15 protein-coding genes are annotated in these 17,226 nt (G+C 64.4%); 6 read left to right on the top strand and 9 right to left on the bottom strand.

Translation table 11 applies throughout. The features are described 5' to 3' along the window. Positions 1 to 16: 16 nt before the first annotated feature. The gene (locus tag AC1DX0_RS02350) at positions 17 to 493 is read right to left on the bottom strand and encodes an Lrp/AsnC family transcriptional regulator (RefSeq protein ID WP_127327820.1); all 477 of its coding nucleotides are present in this window, start codon (positions 491 to 493) and stop codon (positions 17 to 19) included. 221 nt (positions 494 to 714) lie between these two features. Between AC1DX0_RS02350 and AC1DX0_RS02345 the strand changes: the two genes are divergently transcribed. After that, positions 715 to 2,040, top strand: a complete 1,326-nt coding sequence (locus tag AC1DX0_RS02345) for an NAD(P)/FAD-dependent oxidoreductase (protein ID WP_477220717.1) — start codon at positions 715 to 717, stop codon at positions 2,038 to 2,040. Positions 2,041 to 2,084: 44 nt separating this feature from the next. On the opposite strand, the gene AC1DX0_RS02340 is transcribed toward AC1DX0_RS02345, so the two are convergent. The 5 genes from AC1DX0_RS02340 to AC1DX0_RS02320 form a co-directional block, all read right to left on the bottom strand. Further along, positions 2,085 to 3,449: an FAD/NAD(P)-dependent oxidoreductase gene (locus AC1DX0_RS02340; protein ID WP_477220716.1), complete on the bottom strand. Its 1,365-nt coding sequence runs from the start codon at positions 3,447 to 3,449 to the stop codon at positions 2,085 to 2,087. Beyond that, positions 3,446 to 3,748, bottom strand: coding sequence for a (2Fe-2S)-binding protein (locus tag AC1DX0_RS02335; protein ID WP_477220715.1), 303 nt, complete (start codon positions 3,746 to 3,748; stop codon positions 3,446 to 3,448). The genes AC1DX0_RS02340 and AC1DX0_RS02335 overlap by 4 nt, the downstream gene beginning before the upstream one ends. Continuing rightward, positions 3,745 to 5,730 (bottom strand): hydantoinase B/oxoprolinase family protein, encoded by a 1,986-nt coding sequence (locus tag AC1DX0_RS02330; protein ID WP_477220714.1) that lies wholly within the window; start codon positions 5,728 to 5,730, stop codon positions 3,745 to 3,747. The genes AC1DX0_RS02335 and AC1DX0_RS02330 overlap by 4 nt, the downstream gene beginning before the upstream one ends. Positions 5,731 to 5,734: 4 nt before the next feature. Further along, complete coding sequence (locus AC1DX0_RS02325) at positions 5,735 to 7,813, bottom strand: hydantoinase/oxoprolinase family protein (RefSeq protein WP_477220713.1); 2,079 nt, start codon at positions 7,811 to 7,813, stop codon at positions 5,735 to 5,737. 89 nt (positions 7,814 to 7,902) lie between these two features. Beyond that, positions 7,903 to 8,808, bottom strand: a complete 906-nt coding sequence (locus tag AC1DX0_RS02320) for a LysR family transcriptional regulator (protein WP_477220712.1) — start codon at positions 8,806 to 8,808, stop codon at positions 7,903 to 7,905. Between the two features lie 116 nt (positions 8,809 to 8,924). On the opposite strand from AC1DX0_RS02320, the gene AC1DX0_RS02315 reads away from it, so the two are divergent. Beyond that, positions 8,925 to 10,043, top strand: a complete 1,119-nt coding sequence (locus tag AC1DX0_RS02315; RefSeq protein ID WP_477220711.1) for an NAD(P)/FAD-dependent oxidoreductase — start codon at positions 8,925 to 8,927, stop codon at positions 10,041 to 10,043. A gap of 616 nt (positions 10,044 to 10,659) precedes the next feature. Beyond that, a complete protein-coding gene (locus AC1DX0_RS02310; protein ID WP_477220710.1) occupies positions 10,660 to 12,042 on the top strand; it encodes an aminomethyl transferase family protein in 1,383 nt (460 codons plus the stop codon). A 64-nt stretch (positions 12,043 to 12,106) separates the two neighbouring features. Here the strand turns inward: AC1DX0_RS02310 and AC1DX0_RS02305 are convergent, their stop codons facing one another. Beyond that, on the bottom strand, positions 12,107 to 13,033 hold the full coding sequence (locus AC1DX0_RS02305; protein ID WP_477354171.1) for an ABC transporter substrate-binding protein: 927 nt from the start codon (positions 13,031 to 13,033) through the stop codon (positions 12,107 to 12,109). Between the two features lie 278 nt (positions 13,034 to 13,311). On the opposite strand from AC1DX0_RS02305, the gene AC1DX0_RS02300 reads away from it, so the two are divergent. Together AC1DX0_RS02300 and AC1DX0_RS02295 are read left to right on the top strand one after the other, a co-directional pair. Continuing rightward, positions 13,312 to 14,175: a hypothetical protein gene (locus AC1DX0_RS02300; protein WP_477220708.1), complete on the top strand. Its 864-nt coding sequence runs from the start codon at positions 13,312 to 13,314 to the stop codon at positions 14,173 to 14,175. Beyond that, positions 14,106 to 14,807 carry a YceI family protein gene (locus AC1DX0_RS02295; protein WP_477354168.1) on the top strand — a complete coding sequence of 234 codons (702 nt, stop codon included), beginning with the start codon at positions 14,106 to 14,108 and terminating at the stop codon, positions 14,805 to 14,807. Before AC1DX0_RS02300 ends, AC1DX0_RS02295 begins: the two co-directional genes overlap by 70 nt. A 105-nt stretch (positions 14,808 to 14,912) precedes the next feature. On the opposite strand, the gene AC1DX0_RS02290 is transcribed toward AC1DX0_RS02295, so the two are convergent. Further along, entirely contained in the window at positions 14,913 to 15,647 is a 735-nt protein-coding gene (locus AC1DX0_RS02290; protein ID WP_477220706.1) for an FCD domain-containing protein, read from the bottom strand. 153 nt (positions 15,648 to 15,800) lie between these two features. On the opposite strand from AC1DX0_RS02290, the gene AC1DX0_RS02285 reads away from it, so the two are divergent. Next, on the top strand, positions 15,801 to 15,923 hold the full coding sequence (locus AC1DX0_RS02285) for a hypothetical protein (protein WP_477220705.1): 123 nt from the start codon (positions 15,801 to 15,803) through the stop codon (positions 15,921 to 15,923). A 72-nt stretch (positions 15,924 to 15,995) separates the two neighbouring features. Here the strand turns inward: AC1DX0_RS02285 and AC1DX0_RS02280 are convergent, their stop codons facing one another. Further along, positions 15,996 to 17,123: an S-(hydroxymethyl)glutathione dehydrogenase/class III alcohol dehydrogenase gene (locus AC1DX0_RS02280; RefSeq protein ID WP_477354165.1), complete on the bottom strand. Its 1,128-nt coding sequence runs from the start codon at positions 17,121 to 17,123 to the stop codon at positions 15,996 to 15,998. Positions 17,124 to 17,226 lie beyond the last annotated feature (103 nt).

Genomic DNA, 17,226 nt, shown 5'->3' with positions numbered 1-17,226 from the left:
GCGCGGCAATTGCCGACTACCTCGGAAACAGGCTGGGCAGCGGCATGTGCGCCTTGACGATGGGCGACTTCAGCACGACGAAGCTGAAATACTTGTCGATGCCGATATCCATGTCGGTCAGCCGTTCCATGATCGTCTGGTACTCGGCGATGCCGGCGGTCACGAACTTCATCAGATAGTCGTAGCCACCCGACACGAGGTGGCATTCGATGACCTGGTCGATTTTCTCCACGACGGCGAGAAAGCGGGCGAAGTCCACCTGGCGATGGTTCTTCAAGGTGATTTCTGTGAACACGGTCAGCGTCTGGCCGAGCTTGCCGATATTGATCTGCGCGGAATAGCCCTCGATGTAGCCCTCCGATTGCAGTCTCTTGACCCGCATCAGGCACGGGCTTGGCGACAGGTGCACCAGATCAGCCAGTTCCACGTTGGTGATGCGGCCGTTCTTCTGCAACTCGTACAGAATCTTGATATCGATCCGATCCAGTTTCACGGTCGTCTCCGCAGAACACGCCGCAGCACAAAATGCTGCCTTGCTCATAGACATTGACACTACCACAGCCCGTTGGCCTGTCCATCCAAGCGGACAGCGCTTTGAAACGCAGCGGCTCCCGATTTTGACCAGGCTGCCGGAATAAAATTCTGCTTCGGCCGCAACTGCGGCAGCGGCTGCCTGCGCAACGCGTTAAATTGGCGCTTCAAGGCAGAGAGACCATGCGCGCACCCCTACAGAAAATCGAGACATCCGGCGAACTGCCGCAGACTGCGGACGCGGTGGTGATCGGCGGCGGTATCGTCGGCATCTTCGCGGCCTACTATCTGGCCAGGCGCGGCCTGAAGGTCGCGCTTGTCGAAAAGGGCCGCATCGGCGCCGAGCAGTCCTCCAGGAACTGGGGGTGGTGCCGCCAGCAGAACCGCGACGCGCGCGAGTTGCCGATGGCAACGAAGAGCATCGACCTGTGGGGCAGCTTTGCGGCAGAGACTGGCGAAGACACCGGCTTTCGCCGCTGCGGCCTGCTCTATCTCAGCAATGACGAGGCGGAACTGGCTGGCTGGGTGCGTTGGCGTGACTTCGCCAGGACGGCCGGCGTCACCACGCATATGCTCGACGGCGCCGAGGCCAGCGAGCGGGGCCGCGCCACGGGCCGGACATGGAAGGGCGGCGTCTTCTCGCCGACCGACGGCACCGCCGATCCGTCGCGGGCAGCACCCGCGGTCGCCCGCGCCATCCTCAAGCTTGGCGGCTCCGTGCACCAGAATTGCGCCGCGCGCGGTATCGAGACCGAAGGCGGACGCCTGAGCGGTGTAGTCACAGAAAGCGGAACGATCCGGACCAAGGTGGCGGTGCTGGCCGGCGGCGCCTGGGCCTCCTCCTTTTGCCGGCAGTTCGGTTTCCGTTTTCCGCAAGCGTCGATCCGCTCCTCAATCCTGTCCGTTTCGCCCGGCGCCGAGGGTCTGCCGGACGCGCTGCATACGGCAGGGGTCTCGGTCACGCGGCGCGGCGACGGCGGCTACACGCTCGCTATAAGCGGACGCGGGCGCGTGGACGTGACACCGCAGCAGTTGCGCTTCTCCTCGCAGTTCCTGCCCATGTTCCTGAAGCGGTGGCGCAGCCTTGCGCCCGGCGGGCTGCAGGGCGTGCGCTCGGGCCACGAAACGCTCCGGCACTGGCGGCTCGACCAGCCGACACCGATGGAGCGGATGCGCATCCTCGATCCGGTTCCGAACCAGGCGACCATCAGCCTGACCCACGCGCGGGCGCTCGAATTGCTGCCGGCACTGCGCCAGACCAGGATCAGCGCGGCCTGGGCCGGCTACATCGACAGCACGCCGGATGGCGTGCCTGCCATCGGCGAGATCAATACCGTTCCGGGTTTCTTCCTGGCTGCCGGGTTCTCGGGACACGGCTTCGGCATCGGGCCCGGCGCCGGGCACCTCGTCGCCGATCTGATGACTGGCTCGCAACCGATCGTCGATCCGCAATCCTATGATCCCAGGCGCTTCGACACTTCGTCCTGGGGGAAGGTTGCCGACTTCTGAGGCGCGATACATTCCGACATCTAGACATGGTCTCCGGAACGCCATCAATCTTGCTGGAGAAAAGCGCTGATAGGCGCCGGGCGGACAGGCGCTTGCCCGCGGAACCGGCCGACAGCGCCAGGCGTGCAGCCGGTCTGCGCGGCTATAAGTTCGACGGCGGCCAGCTGACAATAGCGCCCCTGGCATCGCCCCATGCCGACGCGCGACAGCGATTTCACCCTGTTGGCCTCGCCGCCGCCGAAATCAACACTCTGACGTACGTCTCCGGCAGTCACGTTCTCGCAGCGGCAGACGACCGCATCGTCGGGGAGCGCCCGCGCCATCGCCGCCGGCCAGGGAAAGGCGCTAGCCAGACCGCGGGCAAAGCGTTCGAGCCGCGCGAGCTTGCGCAGATCGGCACTGACGGAGGGCGTCGGCAATCCGAGATCGGCAAGGCACGCCACCGCGGCAAGACGCCCCCCGATCTCCGCGCCGTCCGCTCCCAGAAGACGAACCCCATCGCCCGCAAGATAGACTCCGTTGCCGGCGCGCCCCATCTTGTCGGTCTTCGGCAGCCATTGCTGCCACTGCTCGTCATAAATGAAGGCGCATCCCGCCAGGTCGGCCAGATGGGTCTCCGCCCGCAGGTGCCAGCCCATGCCTATTGTGTCGCACGGCGTGAGGTGCTGCCTTCCGCCGGCGTCGCGCCAGCGCATCGTTGACATCCTCTTCCCGTCGGCCTCGATCGCTTCAAGCGTCACGCCCGCATGGTACCGGCCGACGAGCCTCGCCCGCAGGGCCAGACCGCGCAGCGCGCCCAACGGCCGGGCGGCAAGGTCCCAGAGCCCCCGCATCTGCTGTTGCCAGGTGGAGGTATCCAACACCGCCGCCACATCAGCTCCAGCCTTGACGAGCTGGGCGCCGACCAGCGTCAGCAAAGGCCCCGATCCGATCAGCACGATCCGCTGCCCCAGCGCCACGCCCTGCGCCTTGAGCGCGATCTGCGCCGCGCCAAGGCTGTAGACGCCGGCACTCTGCCAGCCCGAGACCGGAGCGACACGGTCGGATGCGCCGGTCGCAAGGATCAGGCGATCATAGCTGACTAGCTGCACGCCGCCCTCCCCCAACACGTGCAGCCGCCCCTCCTGCACGGCGATGACCGAGCTGCCCGCGCAATGGGTAAGGCGCCCCTCTTCGACCAGCCGGTCGAAGAGGGCATGCAATGCGCCCGCTTTCGCCGCCTCCGATCCGTAGAGTTGCTTGGCGGTGCGGGTGAACCCGGCAGGCGGGCGGCGATAGATCTGCCCGCCCGCGCGCTGGCCTTCGTCGATCACCACTGCGTGGAGCCCGGCCTCGACCAGCATGGCCGCGGCCCTTATGCCGGCGGGACCGGCACCGACGATCACGATCCGCGGCAAGCTCTCGCTCACGGCCAGCCCTCCGGCTCCGTTGTGCGCAACCGCATGCCTTCGGTGATCTGGGTCGAGCACGCCCGGATGCGCGGTCCCTCGTCCTGCCATATCCAGCAATCCTGGCAGGCTCCCATCAGGCAGAACCCGGCGCGCCACTCGGGTCCGAACTCAGACTTCCATAGGCCGTGCCCCGATGCCAGCATGGCGGTCAGCACGGTATCGCCCGCCAATGCACTGCACATCTGCCCGTCGAGAAAGAAATGCAGCTGCGCCCGGTCGAACTCGGCCAGCCGGACGATGCGGCCGGCGGTAATCATTCCGCCGCCTCTCGCACCGTGCCAGGACGAGGCAGTTCGGGGAAGCGTTCACAGACCGCATCGAAGGCCGCCTGGACGCCCTCCGGTCCCGAGCGCCCTTTCATGCGGCGGAAGATCTCCGTCTTGGTGAAGAACCGCCAGTGGATCGGCAAATCCCCCAGTATGGCAGTGAGCCGGTCATAGGCGGCCGGGGTCCACTGCGCTTCGTAGCCGTCGCGCTCCGGACCGAAATGGAAATGGCCGGCAGCCGACTCCTGCCGCGCACGCAGTTGCCCCGTTGCCTGCTCATCGACGTCGCCGCCGCGGATGACGACGCCATAGTCGCGTTCAGCCGCCGCCAGCGAGACATAGCCACGCCGCACATCCTGCGCGACCCGCCAGGGTTCGCGTTGATGCGGATCGCCGCGCCCGCCACCTCCGGCGGAGCGGATCTCGAGCACATCGCCGGGCTGCAGCACAGTGGTGTCGATGTTGCCCAGCCGCCGCTCGTGCTCGGTCGCCGGATTGACGACCATGTCCGACAGGCCGGCCGCCTTGCCGCCCAGCACGCCCCAGGGACGAAAGAAGCTGCGGTCGCGGTTGCGCGCCGTGATCCTGGAATCGGGGGCAAAGACACGGAAGGCCATTTCGGTCGCCAGGCCGCCGCGCCAACGCCCCGCCCCGCCGCTGTCCCTGGCGAGCCCGTATTTCACGAATTCGACCGGGGTCTCGGTCTCGGTGATCTCGATCGGCGTGTTCTTGAGATAGGCGGCATCTGCGCCCGATCCGTTGGTTCCGTCGCGATGCGGCATCGCCCCTCCGCCGCCGACCACCGGGTTCACCGCCGTGATGACGGTCCGGTAGGTCCGCTCGTCCGTGGTCATGACATTGACGATACAGTTGTTGCCGGCCGGAGCTGCTGGCAGGCGCTCCGGCACTACCTGCGAGAAGGCGCCGAAGATGACCGACCGCAGCCGGGCACAGGTGAGCGAGCGCATGCCGACGGCGGCGGGGTGTACCGGGTTCAGCACCGAACCCGTGGGTGCGATGCAGGTGAACGGCCGGGTCAGGCCGGTGTTGAGCAGGAGCTTCGGGTTGAGCGTGTAGAGCACGTAGTAGACGCCAACCAGCAGCATGGTGTGTCGCGGGTCGCCGCCCGAAGGCACGTTGAGCGAGGAGCCGAGCTGCGGATCGGAGCCGGTGAAGTCGAGCACCGCCGCGTCGCCCTTGATCGTCAGCGTCAGCTTCAGCCGGCACGGATTGGCCTCGACGGAATCCTCGTCGGCATAGTCGCAGAATTCCCATGTGCCGTCGGGCATGGAGCGCAGCACGTCGCGCGCCTGCGCTTCCGCCTGGTCGAGAAGTGCTGCAACGCCTTCGATGAAGCCGGCCTTGCCGAACTTCCTCACCATTGCCTGGATCTTGCGCTCGCCGGTGTTGAGCGCCCCGACCAGCGCCTTGATGTCGCCGATGTTGAGGTCGGGCTTGCGCACATTCGTGCTCATGATCCGCAGGATCGTCTCGTCGAAGACGCCTTCCCTCACCAGCTTCATCGGCGGAAAGCGAATACCTTCCTGATGGATTTCGGTCAGCGCCCGGCTGAGCGAAGCCGGCACCGCCCCGCCCATGTCGGTGTTGTGGATATGCCCGCCGGTCCAGGCGACGATCTCGTCGTCGACGAAGACCGGCTTCCACAAATGCGTGTCGGGTGCGTGCGTGGCGACGTAGCCGGAATAGGGATCGTTGGTGAAGGCAACGTCTCCCGGCCGGTAGTCGTCGACCATGGCGATCGCGCGGTGATAGGACAGCCCCGGATACCACGTGGCGCCGAGCTCCATCGGCACGGCGAAGGTCGCGCCTGAACGGTCCATCAGCATCACGGTAAAGTCCTGCGTCTCTTTGACGAAGGCGGAATGCGCGGTGCGGTGCAGCGTGTGGGCCATGTTCTCGGCGGCCGCGCGGGCGTGGTTCGCCAGAACCTGCAGGTTTGTCCGGTCAAACATGGCGTCACTCCGGGAAGGTCAGCAAAAGGTTGAGATGGCGGTCGACCCTTGCCTGCGCTCCGGCGGGAATGGCGAAGGTGGTGTCTTCCTGAACGACCACGGCAGGCCCGTGGAACGTGCTGCCCGGCACGAGAGCTTGCCGGTCGTGGAGGTCGACGATCTCGACGCTCGTGCCCGTGTAGACCGGAAGCCGGCGCGCCGGAATGGCTGGAGCATCGACCTCGCCGATCTCCGGGAAGGAGAGTTTCGGTCCTGCGCCTATGGCCGATAGCCGGACATTCACAAGTTCGATCTCGCCCTCGGGGTCGTGGAAATCGTAGAGCCGCTCATGGGTGAGATGGAAGGCCTGCTCGATGGCGGCCACATTGCCGTCCGCCAGCCATTCCGGCAGAAGGACGACCTCGATTTCATAACTCTGCCCGACATAGCGCATGTCGCAGGTGAGATTAAGCTCGGCCGCCGCATCGTGCCCCTGCGCCGCAAGCCAGTCGCGGCCCTCCCTCGCCAAGGCCTCGAAGGACACGTGAATTCCAGCAAGCGCCACGCCCGACAGCGGGCTGAAGATGGTGCGGATGAAGTCGCCGCGCAGGTCCGCCACCAGCCCGCCCAGCGCCGACACCACGCCGGGCCGGCGGGGCGCCATGACACGCTTTATCCCGAGTTCGCGGGCAAGGAAGGCGCCTAGCATCGGCCCGCCGCCGCCGAAGGGCATCAGCGTGAAGTCGCGCAAGTCGACGCCGGCGCGCGAGGCGAGCTTCTCGACCTCGACGAACATCTCCGACACCGCGATATCGAGGATCGCCTGCGCCGTCTGCTCGACCGGGCGGCCGAGCCGGGTGGCAAGCTCGCCGACCGCGCGACGCGCCAGGCCGGTATCGATGCGGAGCTGGCCATAGGCCATCTCGCTGTGACCGAGCCATCCGCACACCACCATGGCGTCCGTCACCGTCGGCCTCTCGCCGCCACGGCCGTAGCAGGCCGGTCCTGGTGTCGAACCGGCCGATTCCGGTCCGACCCGCAGCACACCCTGCGCATCGACACTGGCGATCGAGCCACCGCCGACACCGATCGAGCTTACCGACACGGAAGGGATATAGAGCGGAAATTCGCCGATCAGTTCGCCGGTGCCGAACTGCGCCTCACCGCCAATGATAAGCGCGAAGTCGGCCGAGGTGCCGCCGATGTCTAGGGTAAGAACCTTGTCTTCGCCGGCCTGCCGCGCCAGCCACGAGGCGCCGATGACGCCGGAGGCCGTTCCCGACAAAAGCATGCTGACGCAGGCGCGCTTGCCCTCGGCGGCGTTCATCAGCCCGCCGTTCGACTTCGTCAGCATCGGGCGGGCCGGCACGCCGTGCTCCTTCAGCCGCTCTTCCAGCGCCGTCAGATAGCCCGAGACGCGCGGATGGACATAGCCGTTGAGGATGGCGGTCGAGCTGCGCTCGTATTCGCGAATGACCGGCCATACCTCGGCCGAGGAGAAGACGAACAGGTCGGGCGCAAGACGCGCGATCGTCGCCTTCACTGAAGCTTCCTGAGCGGCATTGCGCCAGGCATGCAGGAAGGAGACGATGATGCCTTGCGCCCCGTTGGCTTTCGCCACTGCCACCGCGCTTTCCACCGCCGCCATGTCAGGCGCCCGGGATTCGCTGCCATCGGCACGCATGCGGGCCGGAATGCCGAAAACCATGTCGCGCGAGATCAGCGGGTCCGGCCGCGAGCAGAACAGCGAATACATGTCCGGCATGCGAAGCCGCGCCAGTTCGATGACGTCCTCGAAGCCGGCATTGGTGAACAGCGCAAGCGGCGCGCCCTTGCGCTGGATGATGGTGTTGATGCCGACGGTCGTACCATGCACGAAGCGCGTCATGCGTTTGGGATCAAAGCCTTCGCGTTCGGCCAAAAGCGTCAGGCCCGTCATCAGCTCGGCACCCGGATCTTCCGGCGTCGTCAGCACTTTCAGCGAGGCGACACGCCCCGAATTGGCTTCCAGCGCGCAGAAATCGATGAATGTGCCGCCGATATCGACGCCGACCTTCCAGTCGGCTTCGTTGTGCGCCTCGTCCGCCGCAATGGCACCATCCATGATGCGTCCCTTCCTGTCTGCCAATCAAAGCTGACACGACAGGATGGCCAGGGTCCAAGATGGATGACGAGCAGGGCTATAAGTCGTGCTTATGCTCTTGCTCTGTCACCGCCCAGCACGGCGGAACAGGCCGCGCGGATCTGGTCGCGCATCATCTCATCGGCCCGCGAAAGAGCCCGTGTGCGCGATGTGAGCAGCGCGATCGGAAATTCCGGCCCATTCGTCAGCGGCCGGACGGCAAGCCCGGCAAACTGATGCCAGGGCAGCAGCGCGTCGACCAGCGCGACACCCAGGCCGGCCTGGACGAAGCCAACCGCCGAGATGGAGACATCGATCTCGAGCGACGGCGAAAGGACCACGCCCTGCGCGCGGGCAGCGTGGGCCAACTCGTCGGCGGGACGGGTGTTTGCGCGATAGGATATCAAGGCCTCGCCGGCGAGATCGGCGAGGCTCAACTCAGTTTTCCCGGCCAATGCATGCCCGGCAGGCAACAGGCAGGAGAAGCCGACGCTGCCGATCACTTCCGCCTCGATGTCGGGAGGCAGGCGGTCGTCCATGGCCACGCCGAGGCTGGCATCGCCGGCGCGCAGCATGTCGACGATCGCGGCGATCGGCGCCATGTGGGAGCGCAGCAAAATATCGGGATGCTGCGCCCGGAAGCTGGTGAAAGCGCGCGGCAAGATGGCCATGGCCGGAGGCGGCGAAGCCGCGACCCGCACAAGCCCGGTTCGGCCGAGACGCAGGTCTGTGGTCTTGCGGCGCAAGCCCTCCAGCCCCGCCGACACCCTCTCGGCATCGGCGAAGATCTCGAGCGCTTCCGGCGTCGGCCGCAGCCGGCCCTTGACGCGCTCGAACAGCGTGAAGCCGAGTTCGTCCTCGGTGTGGATCACGATCTGGCTCAAAGCGGGCTGGGAGATGTTCAGCATCCGCGCCGCGGCGGTCACGGTGCCCGCGCGCATAACGGCGATGAACACTTCGAGCTGACGGGCCCGCATTGCCACTCCATAGGTTAAGCTTATGGCTGTTGTCCAAACCCATCTTTGACGCAATGCAGCGGTGCCGACAAGATGGGCGCATCCAAGGATCAGCCGCTCTGCGCTAGGGAACGACTATGGATGTGATCGTGCTGGGCGGCGGACTGATGGGGACGGCTTCGGCCTATTTCCTCGCCAGGCGCGGCGCGCGCGTGACACTGATCGAGCGCAACCGGATCGGCACCGGGGCAACCGTCGCCTCCTTCGGCAATATCCGGCGCACGGGACGTCATCTGTCCCAGCTTCCGTTGGCCCACCGTTCGCTTCGGCTGTGGGGCGAGGCCGAAAGAATGCTTGGGCGCGACGTGGAATTCCGCGCCACCGGCCATGTCAGGCTGATCTTCGATGAAGGAAGCCTTGCCGACATGCGGGCCTATGCCCAAGCCGCGCGGCCGTGGGGGCTCGAGCTGGAAGAACTCGGCCCACGCGAGATCCGTTCCCGGTTTCCCGGCCTCGGCCCTGACGCGATCGCGGCGTCGTTCTCTCCGCAAGATGGCAGCGGCAATCCACGGCTGATCGCCCCCGCCTTTGCCGAGGCTGCCCGCAGACTGGGGGCACAAATCATCGAGGAAGCCGAGGTCGAGAAGATCACCCATACGGGCTCCGGTTTCCTTGTCGCCAGTTTAAAAGGTGCCTTCGCCGCCGACTGCTTGCTCAACACAGCCGGCGCCTGGGGCGCGCGCATTGCCGTACAGTTCGGCGAAGAGGTCCCGCTCGACGCCCGCGGTCCGCAGATGGGTGTGACCGAGCCGCTGCCGCATCGGATCCTGCCGGTGGTCGGCATCTGGACGCGCGACAAGGACCATGGCGCCTATCTGCGTCAGGTCGAGCGCGGCAACATCGTCTTCGGCGGCGCCGCCGAAAGGGTATCGGTGAACCTCGATCCAGGCCATGCGGTCGCCGATCCCATGCGTCTTCCCCTGCAATTGCGCGCGGTCACTCGGCTGCTGCCGGCAATCGCAAAGGTCGCGGTCATCCGCACCTGGTCTGGCTGCGAGGGCTATATCAGGGACATGCTGCCGGTCATGGGACGCTCGGCGACAACGCCAGGCCTGTTCCACGCCTTCGGCTTCAGCGGACATGGCTTCCAGCTCGGCCCCGGCGTCGGCGATGCCATGGCCGAGCTCATCGCGACCGACCGGTGCGAAACACCGCTCGACGATTTCAGGATCGATCGCTTCGGCCGCGCCGCCTGAACAGATTCAGCTGACGGGTGTGTGACAAGGTCCTGCTGGATGCTCCGGAATATACCGTCAGATTTCCTCTCGCTGCCTTCCAGCCAGCCCGCCCAACGGAGTTCTTGAAAATCAATAGCTCGGGGGTGGAGCGCCTCGTGTGCTCTTCATCATTCCATTCCTTCCCTGTGTGGCGGTGGCGCCCAACCGGCCAACGCCGCAAGGCTGGGCACCCTCTGCGCGTGATGATCGCGCTGACGACGCATGATGTCGATTAACATCCTTACGATCGGACAAGCTCGACCGCTGTACCTGCCTTGCTCCCAACCTCACTGGAGGATGGAGATGATCAAGAAGCGCTCTTCCCCCAGGAGAATAGGCCATTGACATTCCAAAAAGTTTTTGGATACTTTTTGGCATCTGAATGAGTTCCCAAGCTTTGGATTCTGTCCTTTCAGGCCCAGGCCGGACCGGATCCAGAGACCTTAATCGACGCTCATTTGGGAGGATATCTTGGCTTTCCCGCACGGCCTCTGACCGCGGGAGGGCGGGCGGCCTAGTTCTCAATTGAAATTGTCGAGGCCTACGGCGGTGTCCCGGCAGCCAAGTGACACGAAAGACAAGTGGAGGAACCGACATGGCAATGACGAATGAGGCACCGAAGAGCCTCGAGAGCATCCTGGAAGCAGCGGGAGGACCGGTAAACCTGCTGCGCGGCTCCAACCTTGGGCCGTACCGCTTTCCAGTCATTCCGCCGGAGTTCACGAACTGGCGCGATGAAGTGCGTGCGTGGAAGGACAGCTGCGCGCTGCTCGAGCAGTCCTACCACATGACCGAACTGCATCTGCGCGGGTCGCAGGTCATCCCCTTCCTCTCGGAGATCGCGGTCAACAAGTTCGACCCGTTCCCGGTCCTGCGCGCCAAACAGCTCGTACTGGCGGGCCATGACGGATACTACATCGCCGACGCCATCATCTTCCGGGAGGCCGAGGACTTCTTCCGCATCGTCGGCGCTCCTTTCGCCAGCGACTGGGTGCTCTACAATGCGCAGAAGAGCGACTACGACGTCGAGGCCAAGAAGGACGACAATTTCTCGATCCGCTCCGGCACACGCGAGGTGTTCCGCGTCCAGATCCAGGGGCCGAACGCCCTTGCGCTGATGCGCGACGTGACGGGCGGCAGCCTGCCGGAGATCAAGTTCTTCAACATCGGTGAGTTCAAGATTGCGGGAAAACCCGTCCGCGCCCTGCGGCACGGCATGGCCGGCGAACCCGGCTTCGAGATCTACGGAGCCTGGGACGACCAGCAGGCGGTGCGCGAGGCGCTGGAGACGACCGGCGAGAAATACGGGATGCGCAAGATCGGCGCGCTCGCCTACTCGACAACCGCGCAGGAGTCCGGCTGGGTGCCGATGCCGTTGCCGGCCATCTATCACGGTGAGGAGATGAAGCCGTACCGCGATTGGCTGAACAGCTACTTCCTGGAGTCGGTCGCCTCACTCGGCGGCAGCTTCGTGTCGGACGACATCACGGATTACTACGTCGATCCGATCGAACTCGGCTACAGGAACGTCATCGACTTCGACCGCGACTTCATCGGCCGCGACGCCTTGCTCGAGAGGGCGAACAATCAGCGCCGCACGAAGGTGACGCTTGAGTGGAACGATGAGGACGCAACCGCCGTGATGCGGGACTCCATCTTCCCGGCCAACGGGACGCCCGCCAAGTTTCTCAGCATGCCGATGCCCATGTACGCGACATTCCAGGTCGATGCCGTCATGAGGAAGGGCAAAGTTGCGGGCATCTCCACCTGGCCGGCCTTCACGGCGAACGCCAACCGCTTCATCTCGCTGGGACTTGTGGACCTCGAGCATGCACAAGCGGGGACTGAGGTCACACTAATGTGGGGCGAGCCGGAGTCGCGCCGCAATACGGTGGAGACGCATCAGGTCCGCGAGATCAAGGCAAGGGTCGCGCCGGCACCCTATTTCGACAAGGTCATCAAGACCGGCAAGCACTGACGCCTGGGCATCGTCGCCTGACGGCTGGCCGCGCACGGATCGAAGATTCGCCGGGCACTGCTGATCAGGCGACGTCCTCCAGATAGCGCCTATCGAAGACGCCTTCGGCCACGTCGTGCTTGGACGTGTCGAGAAGGTTCGCCCTGACCATCATGTCGATAGTCGTCTTGAGCGCCTTGTCCGGCACGGCAAGGCCTCGCGGCCACATGCCCATGCCGCGCATGTATTCCAGCCCCCGCCGCGCCAGGGATTCACTGTCGGGCGTGGTGATACGCTGGAAGATCGGCAGGGTGATACCTTGGTTGGCCGCATCATTGGTGACCGCATGCGCTTCGATCAGCGCCTTGAGGAAGCTGGTTACCACATCGCGGTTCGCGCCAAGCCAGGAAGCCTTTCCGACAACAGCGGTGAAAAGGATCTCAGGGATTGCGGCGCAGACTTCTCCAAGCAGGTTGTAGCCCTTGTCCTGCGCAAGGAAATTCCATGGCGCGGGCTGCGGAGCGCAGTCGATCTCGCCCGCCTGCAGCGCCTCCCAGCGCTTGGTGTGAATGCCGGCCAGGGCAAACTCATAGTCCCCGGGATAGTGCAGCCCTGCCGCGGCCAGCATGATCTGCGTGTAGATCGCAGGGCCCTCCGTCAGCGAGGAGGTGCCGACCCGCTTGCCCCTGAGTTCGGCGAGCGAGTTGATACCCGGGCGCGCCACGATGGACATTGGCAAGCGCACGGCGTTGGCGGCGACGATGCGCAGTTCCCCTCCCCTGACGAAGTCAGCGACGGCGCCTTCCGGTGGCGTGATCGCCAGGTCCGCTTCACCCTCGAGAACGGCCGCGGTCGCCTTGTCGACGCTGCCCATGCGCTTGTAGACGATGCGGATACCGTGCTTTTCAAAAAGGCCCTGTTCGTCGGCGACGAAGACAGGAAGCCAATTGAACCCCTGCGCGCCGCCCGCAAGCCTAAGATCGGCGAGGCCGACAGGTTTCTGGTCAGTCATGACGATATCCTCCCTTGAAACTTCCGGCGCAGGCGCCGGCCTGCTCATCTGTCTGGCGAAATTCGGTTCGGCCCTGCGACCGTGGCGCCGCACACATTGACAGATACGATGATTTTAGATACCATATGGTATCTGAAGAATAGTCGGTATGTCAATATATCGGATGGAGAATCGGCTGATGCAACATCGCGCCGAGAGGGGGAGACGTATGCACACCGCCATGGGAGTGGCCAACACTGCTGACGACCGGCAGTTCGAAACGCTGCGAGATTGCTGACATGAGTGGTCTGGCTCGATCGCCACAGGAAGCGATGATCCTCGGCATGATTACGGCTGGTTTGCTGGCGCTCGTCGCTGCCGGGTTGCTGCGCTGGCTCCGCGCGGGACGGGTCTGGACAGATCTCCTGGTGCCCGTTTCCTTCCTCGTCGCTTACTGGCTCGCCTACAACAAGGTACCGTCTTTCCCGCCAGTGGGCGCGGTCAACAAGGTCTTCTTCGTGGCCGTGATCGGAACGGCGCTTGGTATCCTGGCCGAGACCCTGGGACGGAGCGGGTTCGGTCGCGCGCTTGTCCTTGCCCAGCCGATTGCCTCCGCCGCCTATATCGGAACGGCTCGGCTGCCCGATGCGCTTCCGGAAGTGGCAGTGGCAGCCCTATGGGGCCTGCTGGCGATGTATGGCCTTTCCGGCGGAACAGACCGGGCCGACGGCGAATCCAGCGCAAGACGAGGCGCCTTGCTCGGCACCGCATGCGCCGGATTCGCGCCGATCGCGCTATTGGGGGCATCGTCTTCGAGCTTCCAGCTCAGCCTGCTTTTTGCAGCCGCCCTGGCGGCCATTGTCGCCGCCAATATCTCAAATCCGAATTTCGGATTCCGCTCCGCGTCCCTCTTGGGAGGAGCAGGAGGCATGATAGCAGTCGCGCAGACCGTCACGCTGATCACGCGCAAGACCGACATGCTGGCACTGGCCGTGCTGTCATTGGTCTTTGTCGCGCCGGTTGTCGTCGATCCGGTTTTGCGCCGGATCCACGCCATGAATGAAGCCGTCCGCCTCGCTGCATTTGTCGGGATGTGCCTGCTGCCCGTGGGAGCATCCGTGGCGACCGTGATTGCGCGGTACGGCTCAAGCTTCCCGGTGTGACCCGGGGGAGAACTGTCGGAAACTATCAACAGGGAGGAATACCTATGTCGAAACTACTGCGCACCACCTTGCTTGCAGCCACGATCGCCTGGTTGCCGCTGTCCGCCGAAACGGCCGCGGCCGGGACATTCGATATTGATCCCGTCCATTCAGGGATCGCTTTCTTTATCGATCATCTTGGCTTCTCGCAGGTGATCGGAATCGCCAAGGAATTCTCGGGCTCGTTCCAGTTCGACGCGACGAAGCCGGCGGAAAGCAGCCTCGATGTCGCGGTGAAAGTTGCCGGCATCTCGACGAACAACAGCCAGCGAGACAGCGACATCCAGGGCGCCGACTGGTTCAATGCAACGGAGTTCCCGCAGATCACCTTTGTCGGGCGGGAATTCAAGGCGGTCGACGCCAAATCCGGCACGATCTCGGGCGATCTCACGATCGCCGGTGTCACGAAACCCGTCACGCTGGACGTCACCTTCAACAAGGAAGGTCAGAACCCGTGGGACAAGAGCCACGTCGTCGGCTTCAGCGCGCGCACGTCGATCAAACGCAGCGATTTCGGCATGAAGGCCGCGCTTGGAATGATCGGCGACGAGGTGAGCCTCGTGATTCAGGTCGAAGGACGTGCCCACTCGTAATCCGCGGTGACTTTCCCGGCAGGCGACGAGCCTGCCGGACACCTCTGCCTGCGCGCGATGGCAACAAGCGGATCCTATCGGATGGCGAGTGAGACTTGCCGTGGCCTATTCCGCTGCCACGGGATCCGAACGCTTGAAAGGATCGCCTGACCCACCTTGCGCGAAAAGGTGGCTTGCATGGGCAATGACGTTCTCGGTCGTCTCGCGGATATGCCGGTCGACCAGATCCTGCGCCGTGGCCGTGTCGCGGGCGATGACCCGATCCATGATCATCTTGTGCTCGACGTCCTTTGCGCGCCATTGCGGGCGAAACTGCGAGGACATCCTGCGATAGCGGTGGGCGCGCTCGAAGAGCTTCTGCCGTATCTCGAGCAGATTGGGCGAGCCGCATGCCGCGACCAGCGACAGGTGGAACGCACTGTGCAACGTGGCCCATTCATCGGAGAGATAGTAGCTCGCACCAAGCCGGCTTTGCAGGCGATCCATCCGATGGAACGCAGCCATGATGTCCGCTTCCCAGCGATCGTCGCCACGCTCTATCGCCAGCTTGATGCACTGCCGTTCGACAAGCACGCGGACATCCGTCAGATCTTTGAGATCGAAGAGCGAGACCGGCGCGACGAGGAAACCACGCTGCCCCTCCGCCACCACCAGGCCTTCGGCCACCAGCCGCGAGAGAGCCTCGCGCAGAGTGGAGAAGCTTACTTCATACAGCTCCCGCAGCGTTTCGAAGCGCAGCTTGGTTCCCGGCTTCAAGGTGCAGCTGATGATGTCGCTGCGCATGCGCGCCAGCACATCCCCGGCGCGTGTCTCACCGGCAGGCCTGAGAGTGGTGCTCATGCATACGACTCCGCATTGAATTAGCGCGGAGATTACTGCGGATTTTCGAAATAATCAAACTTGTGGGTGTAGGCTGGGATGGGCTTGCTCCCGCGGCGTTGGCGTCCACCGCACACGGCGCGGAGCCGACAGCTACGCGCTGGTGCGCAAGGAATGGGGCGACGCCTTGTCTGCCGCCGCCAGCGGCTCGACGTCGCGCTCGGTCTTCTCGGCTCCATTGAAGCCAGCCTCACCGCGACGCGGCCGAAAGGCGGCGACGGGCGAGCCGCCACCTAAAGCAATTCCAGGGAAAGCACCAAAACAAAGGGATAGAGCGGGTTCTGCGTTTCCGTGAAACGCTGAACCACTTCAGTAAACGACGACGCTTCGGATCGACTTGCCCTCATGCATGAGGGCGAACCCTTTGTTGATGTCTTCCAGCTTCAGCAAATGGGTGATCATCGGATCGATCTGGATCTTGCCGTCCATGTACCAGTCGACGATTTTCGGCACGTCGGTGCGGCCACGCGCGCCGCCGAAGGCGGTGCCCATCCAGGTGCGTCCGGTGACCAGCTGGAATGGCCGCGTCGAGATCTCCTGACCGGCACCGGCGACGCCGATGACGACCGACTTCCCCCAGCCACGATGCGAGGCTTCCAATGCCTGGCGCATCACCTTGGTGCTGCCGGTGCAGTCGAATGTGTAGTCGGCGCCGCCGATCTGGTCGGCGCCGCGCTTGGTCATGTTGACGAGGTGCGGGACGATGTCGCCGTCGATCTCCTTCGGATTGACGAAATGCGTCATGCCGAACCGCTCGCCCCATTCCTTCTTGTCGTTGTTGAGATCGACGCCGATGATCATGTCGGCGCCGGCCAGCTTCAGGCCCTGGATGACATTCAAGCCGATGCCACCGAGGCCGAAGACGACAGCCGTGGCGCCTTGCTCGACCTTGGCGGTGTTGATGACCGCACCGATGCCGGTGGTGACGCCGCAGCCGATGTAGCAGATCTTGTCGAAGGGTGCGTCCGGGTTGACCTTGGCCAGCGCGATCTCGGGCAGCACGGTGAAGTTCGAGAAGGTCGAGCAGCCCATATAGTGGAAGATCTTGTCCTTGCCGATCGAGAAGCGCGACGAGCCGTCAGGCATCAACCCTTGCCCCTGCGTGGCACGGATGGCGGTGCACAGATTGGTTTTTCTCGACAGGCAGGACGGGCACTGTCGGCATTCCGGCGTGTAGAGCGGGATGACATGGTCACCCTTCTTGACCGAGGTGACGCCCTTGCCGACATCGACGACGATGCCGGCGCCTTCATGGCCGAGGATGGCCGGGAACAGGCCTTCCGGATCGGCACCCGACAAAGTGAACTCGTCGGTGTGGCAGATACCGGTCGCCTTGATCTCGACCAGCACCTCGCCCTCGCGCGGACCGTCGAGGTCGACCTCCATGATCTCCAACGGCTTTCCGGCGGCGACAGCGACAGCGGCGCGGGTTTTCATCAGGCGTCCTCCAATGCGAATTTTTTTCCAAGGTTTCAGGTTTTATCGACACGATCAACTGGAAGCTGGTGCCGACACTGGGCCACAGCGAAGAATTGGAATC

This window comes from Mesorhizobium sp. P3_A9, from assembly GCF_056402975.1.
Note: the sequence above shows the minus strand (reverse complement) of the source record. Positions and strands in the feature narration are given on the sequence as shown.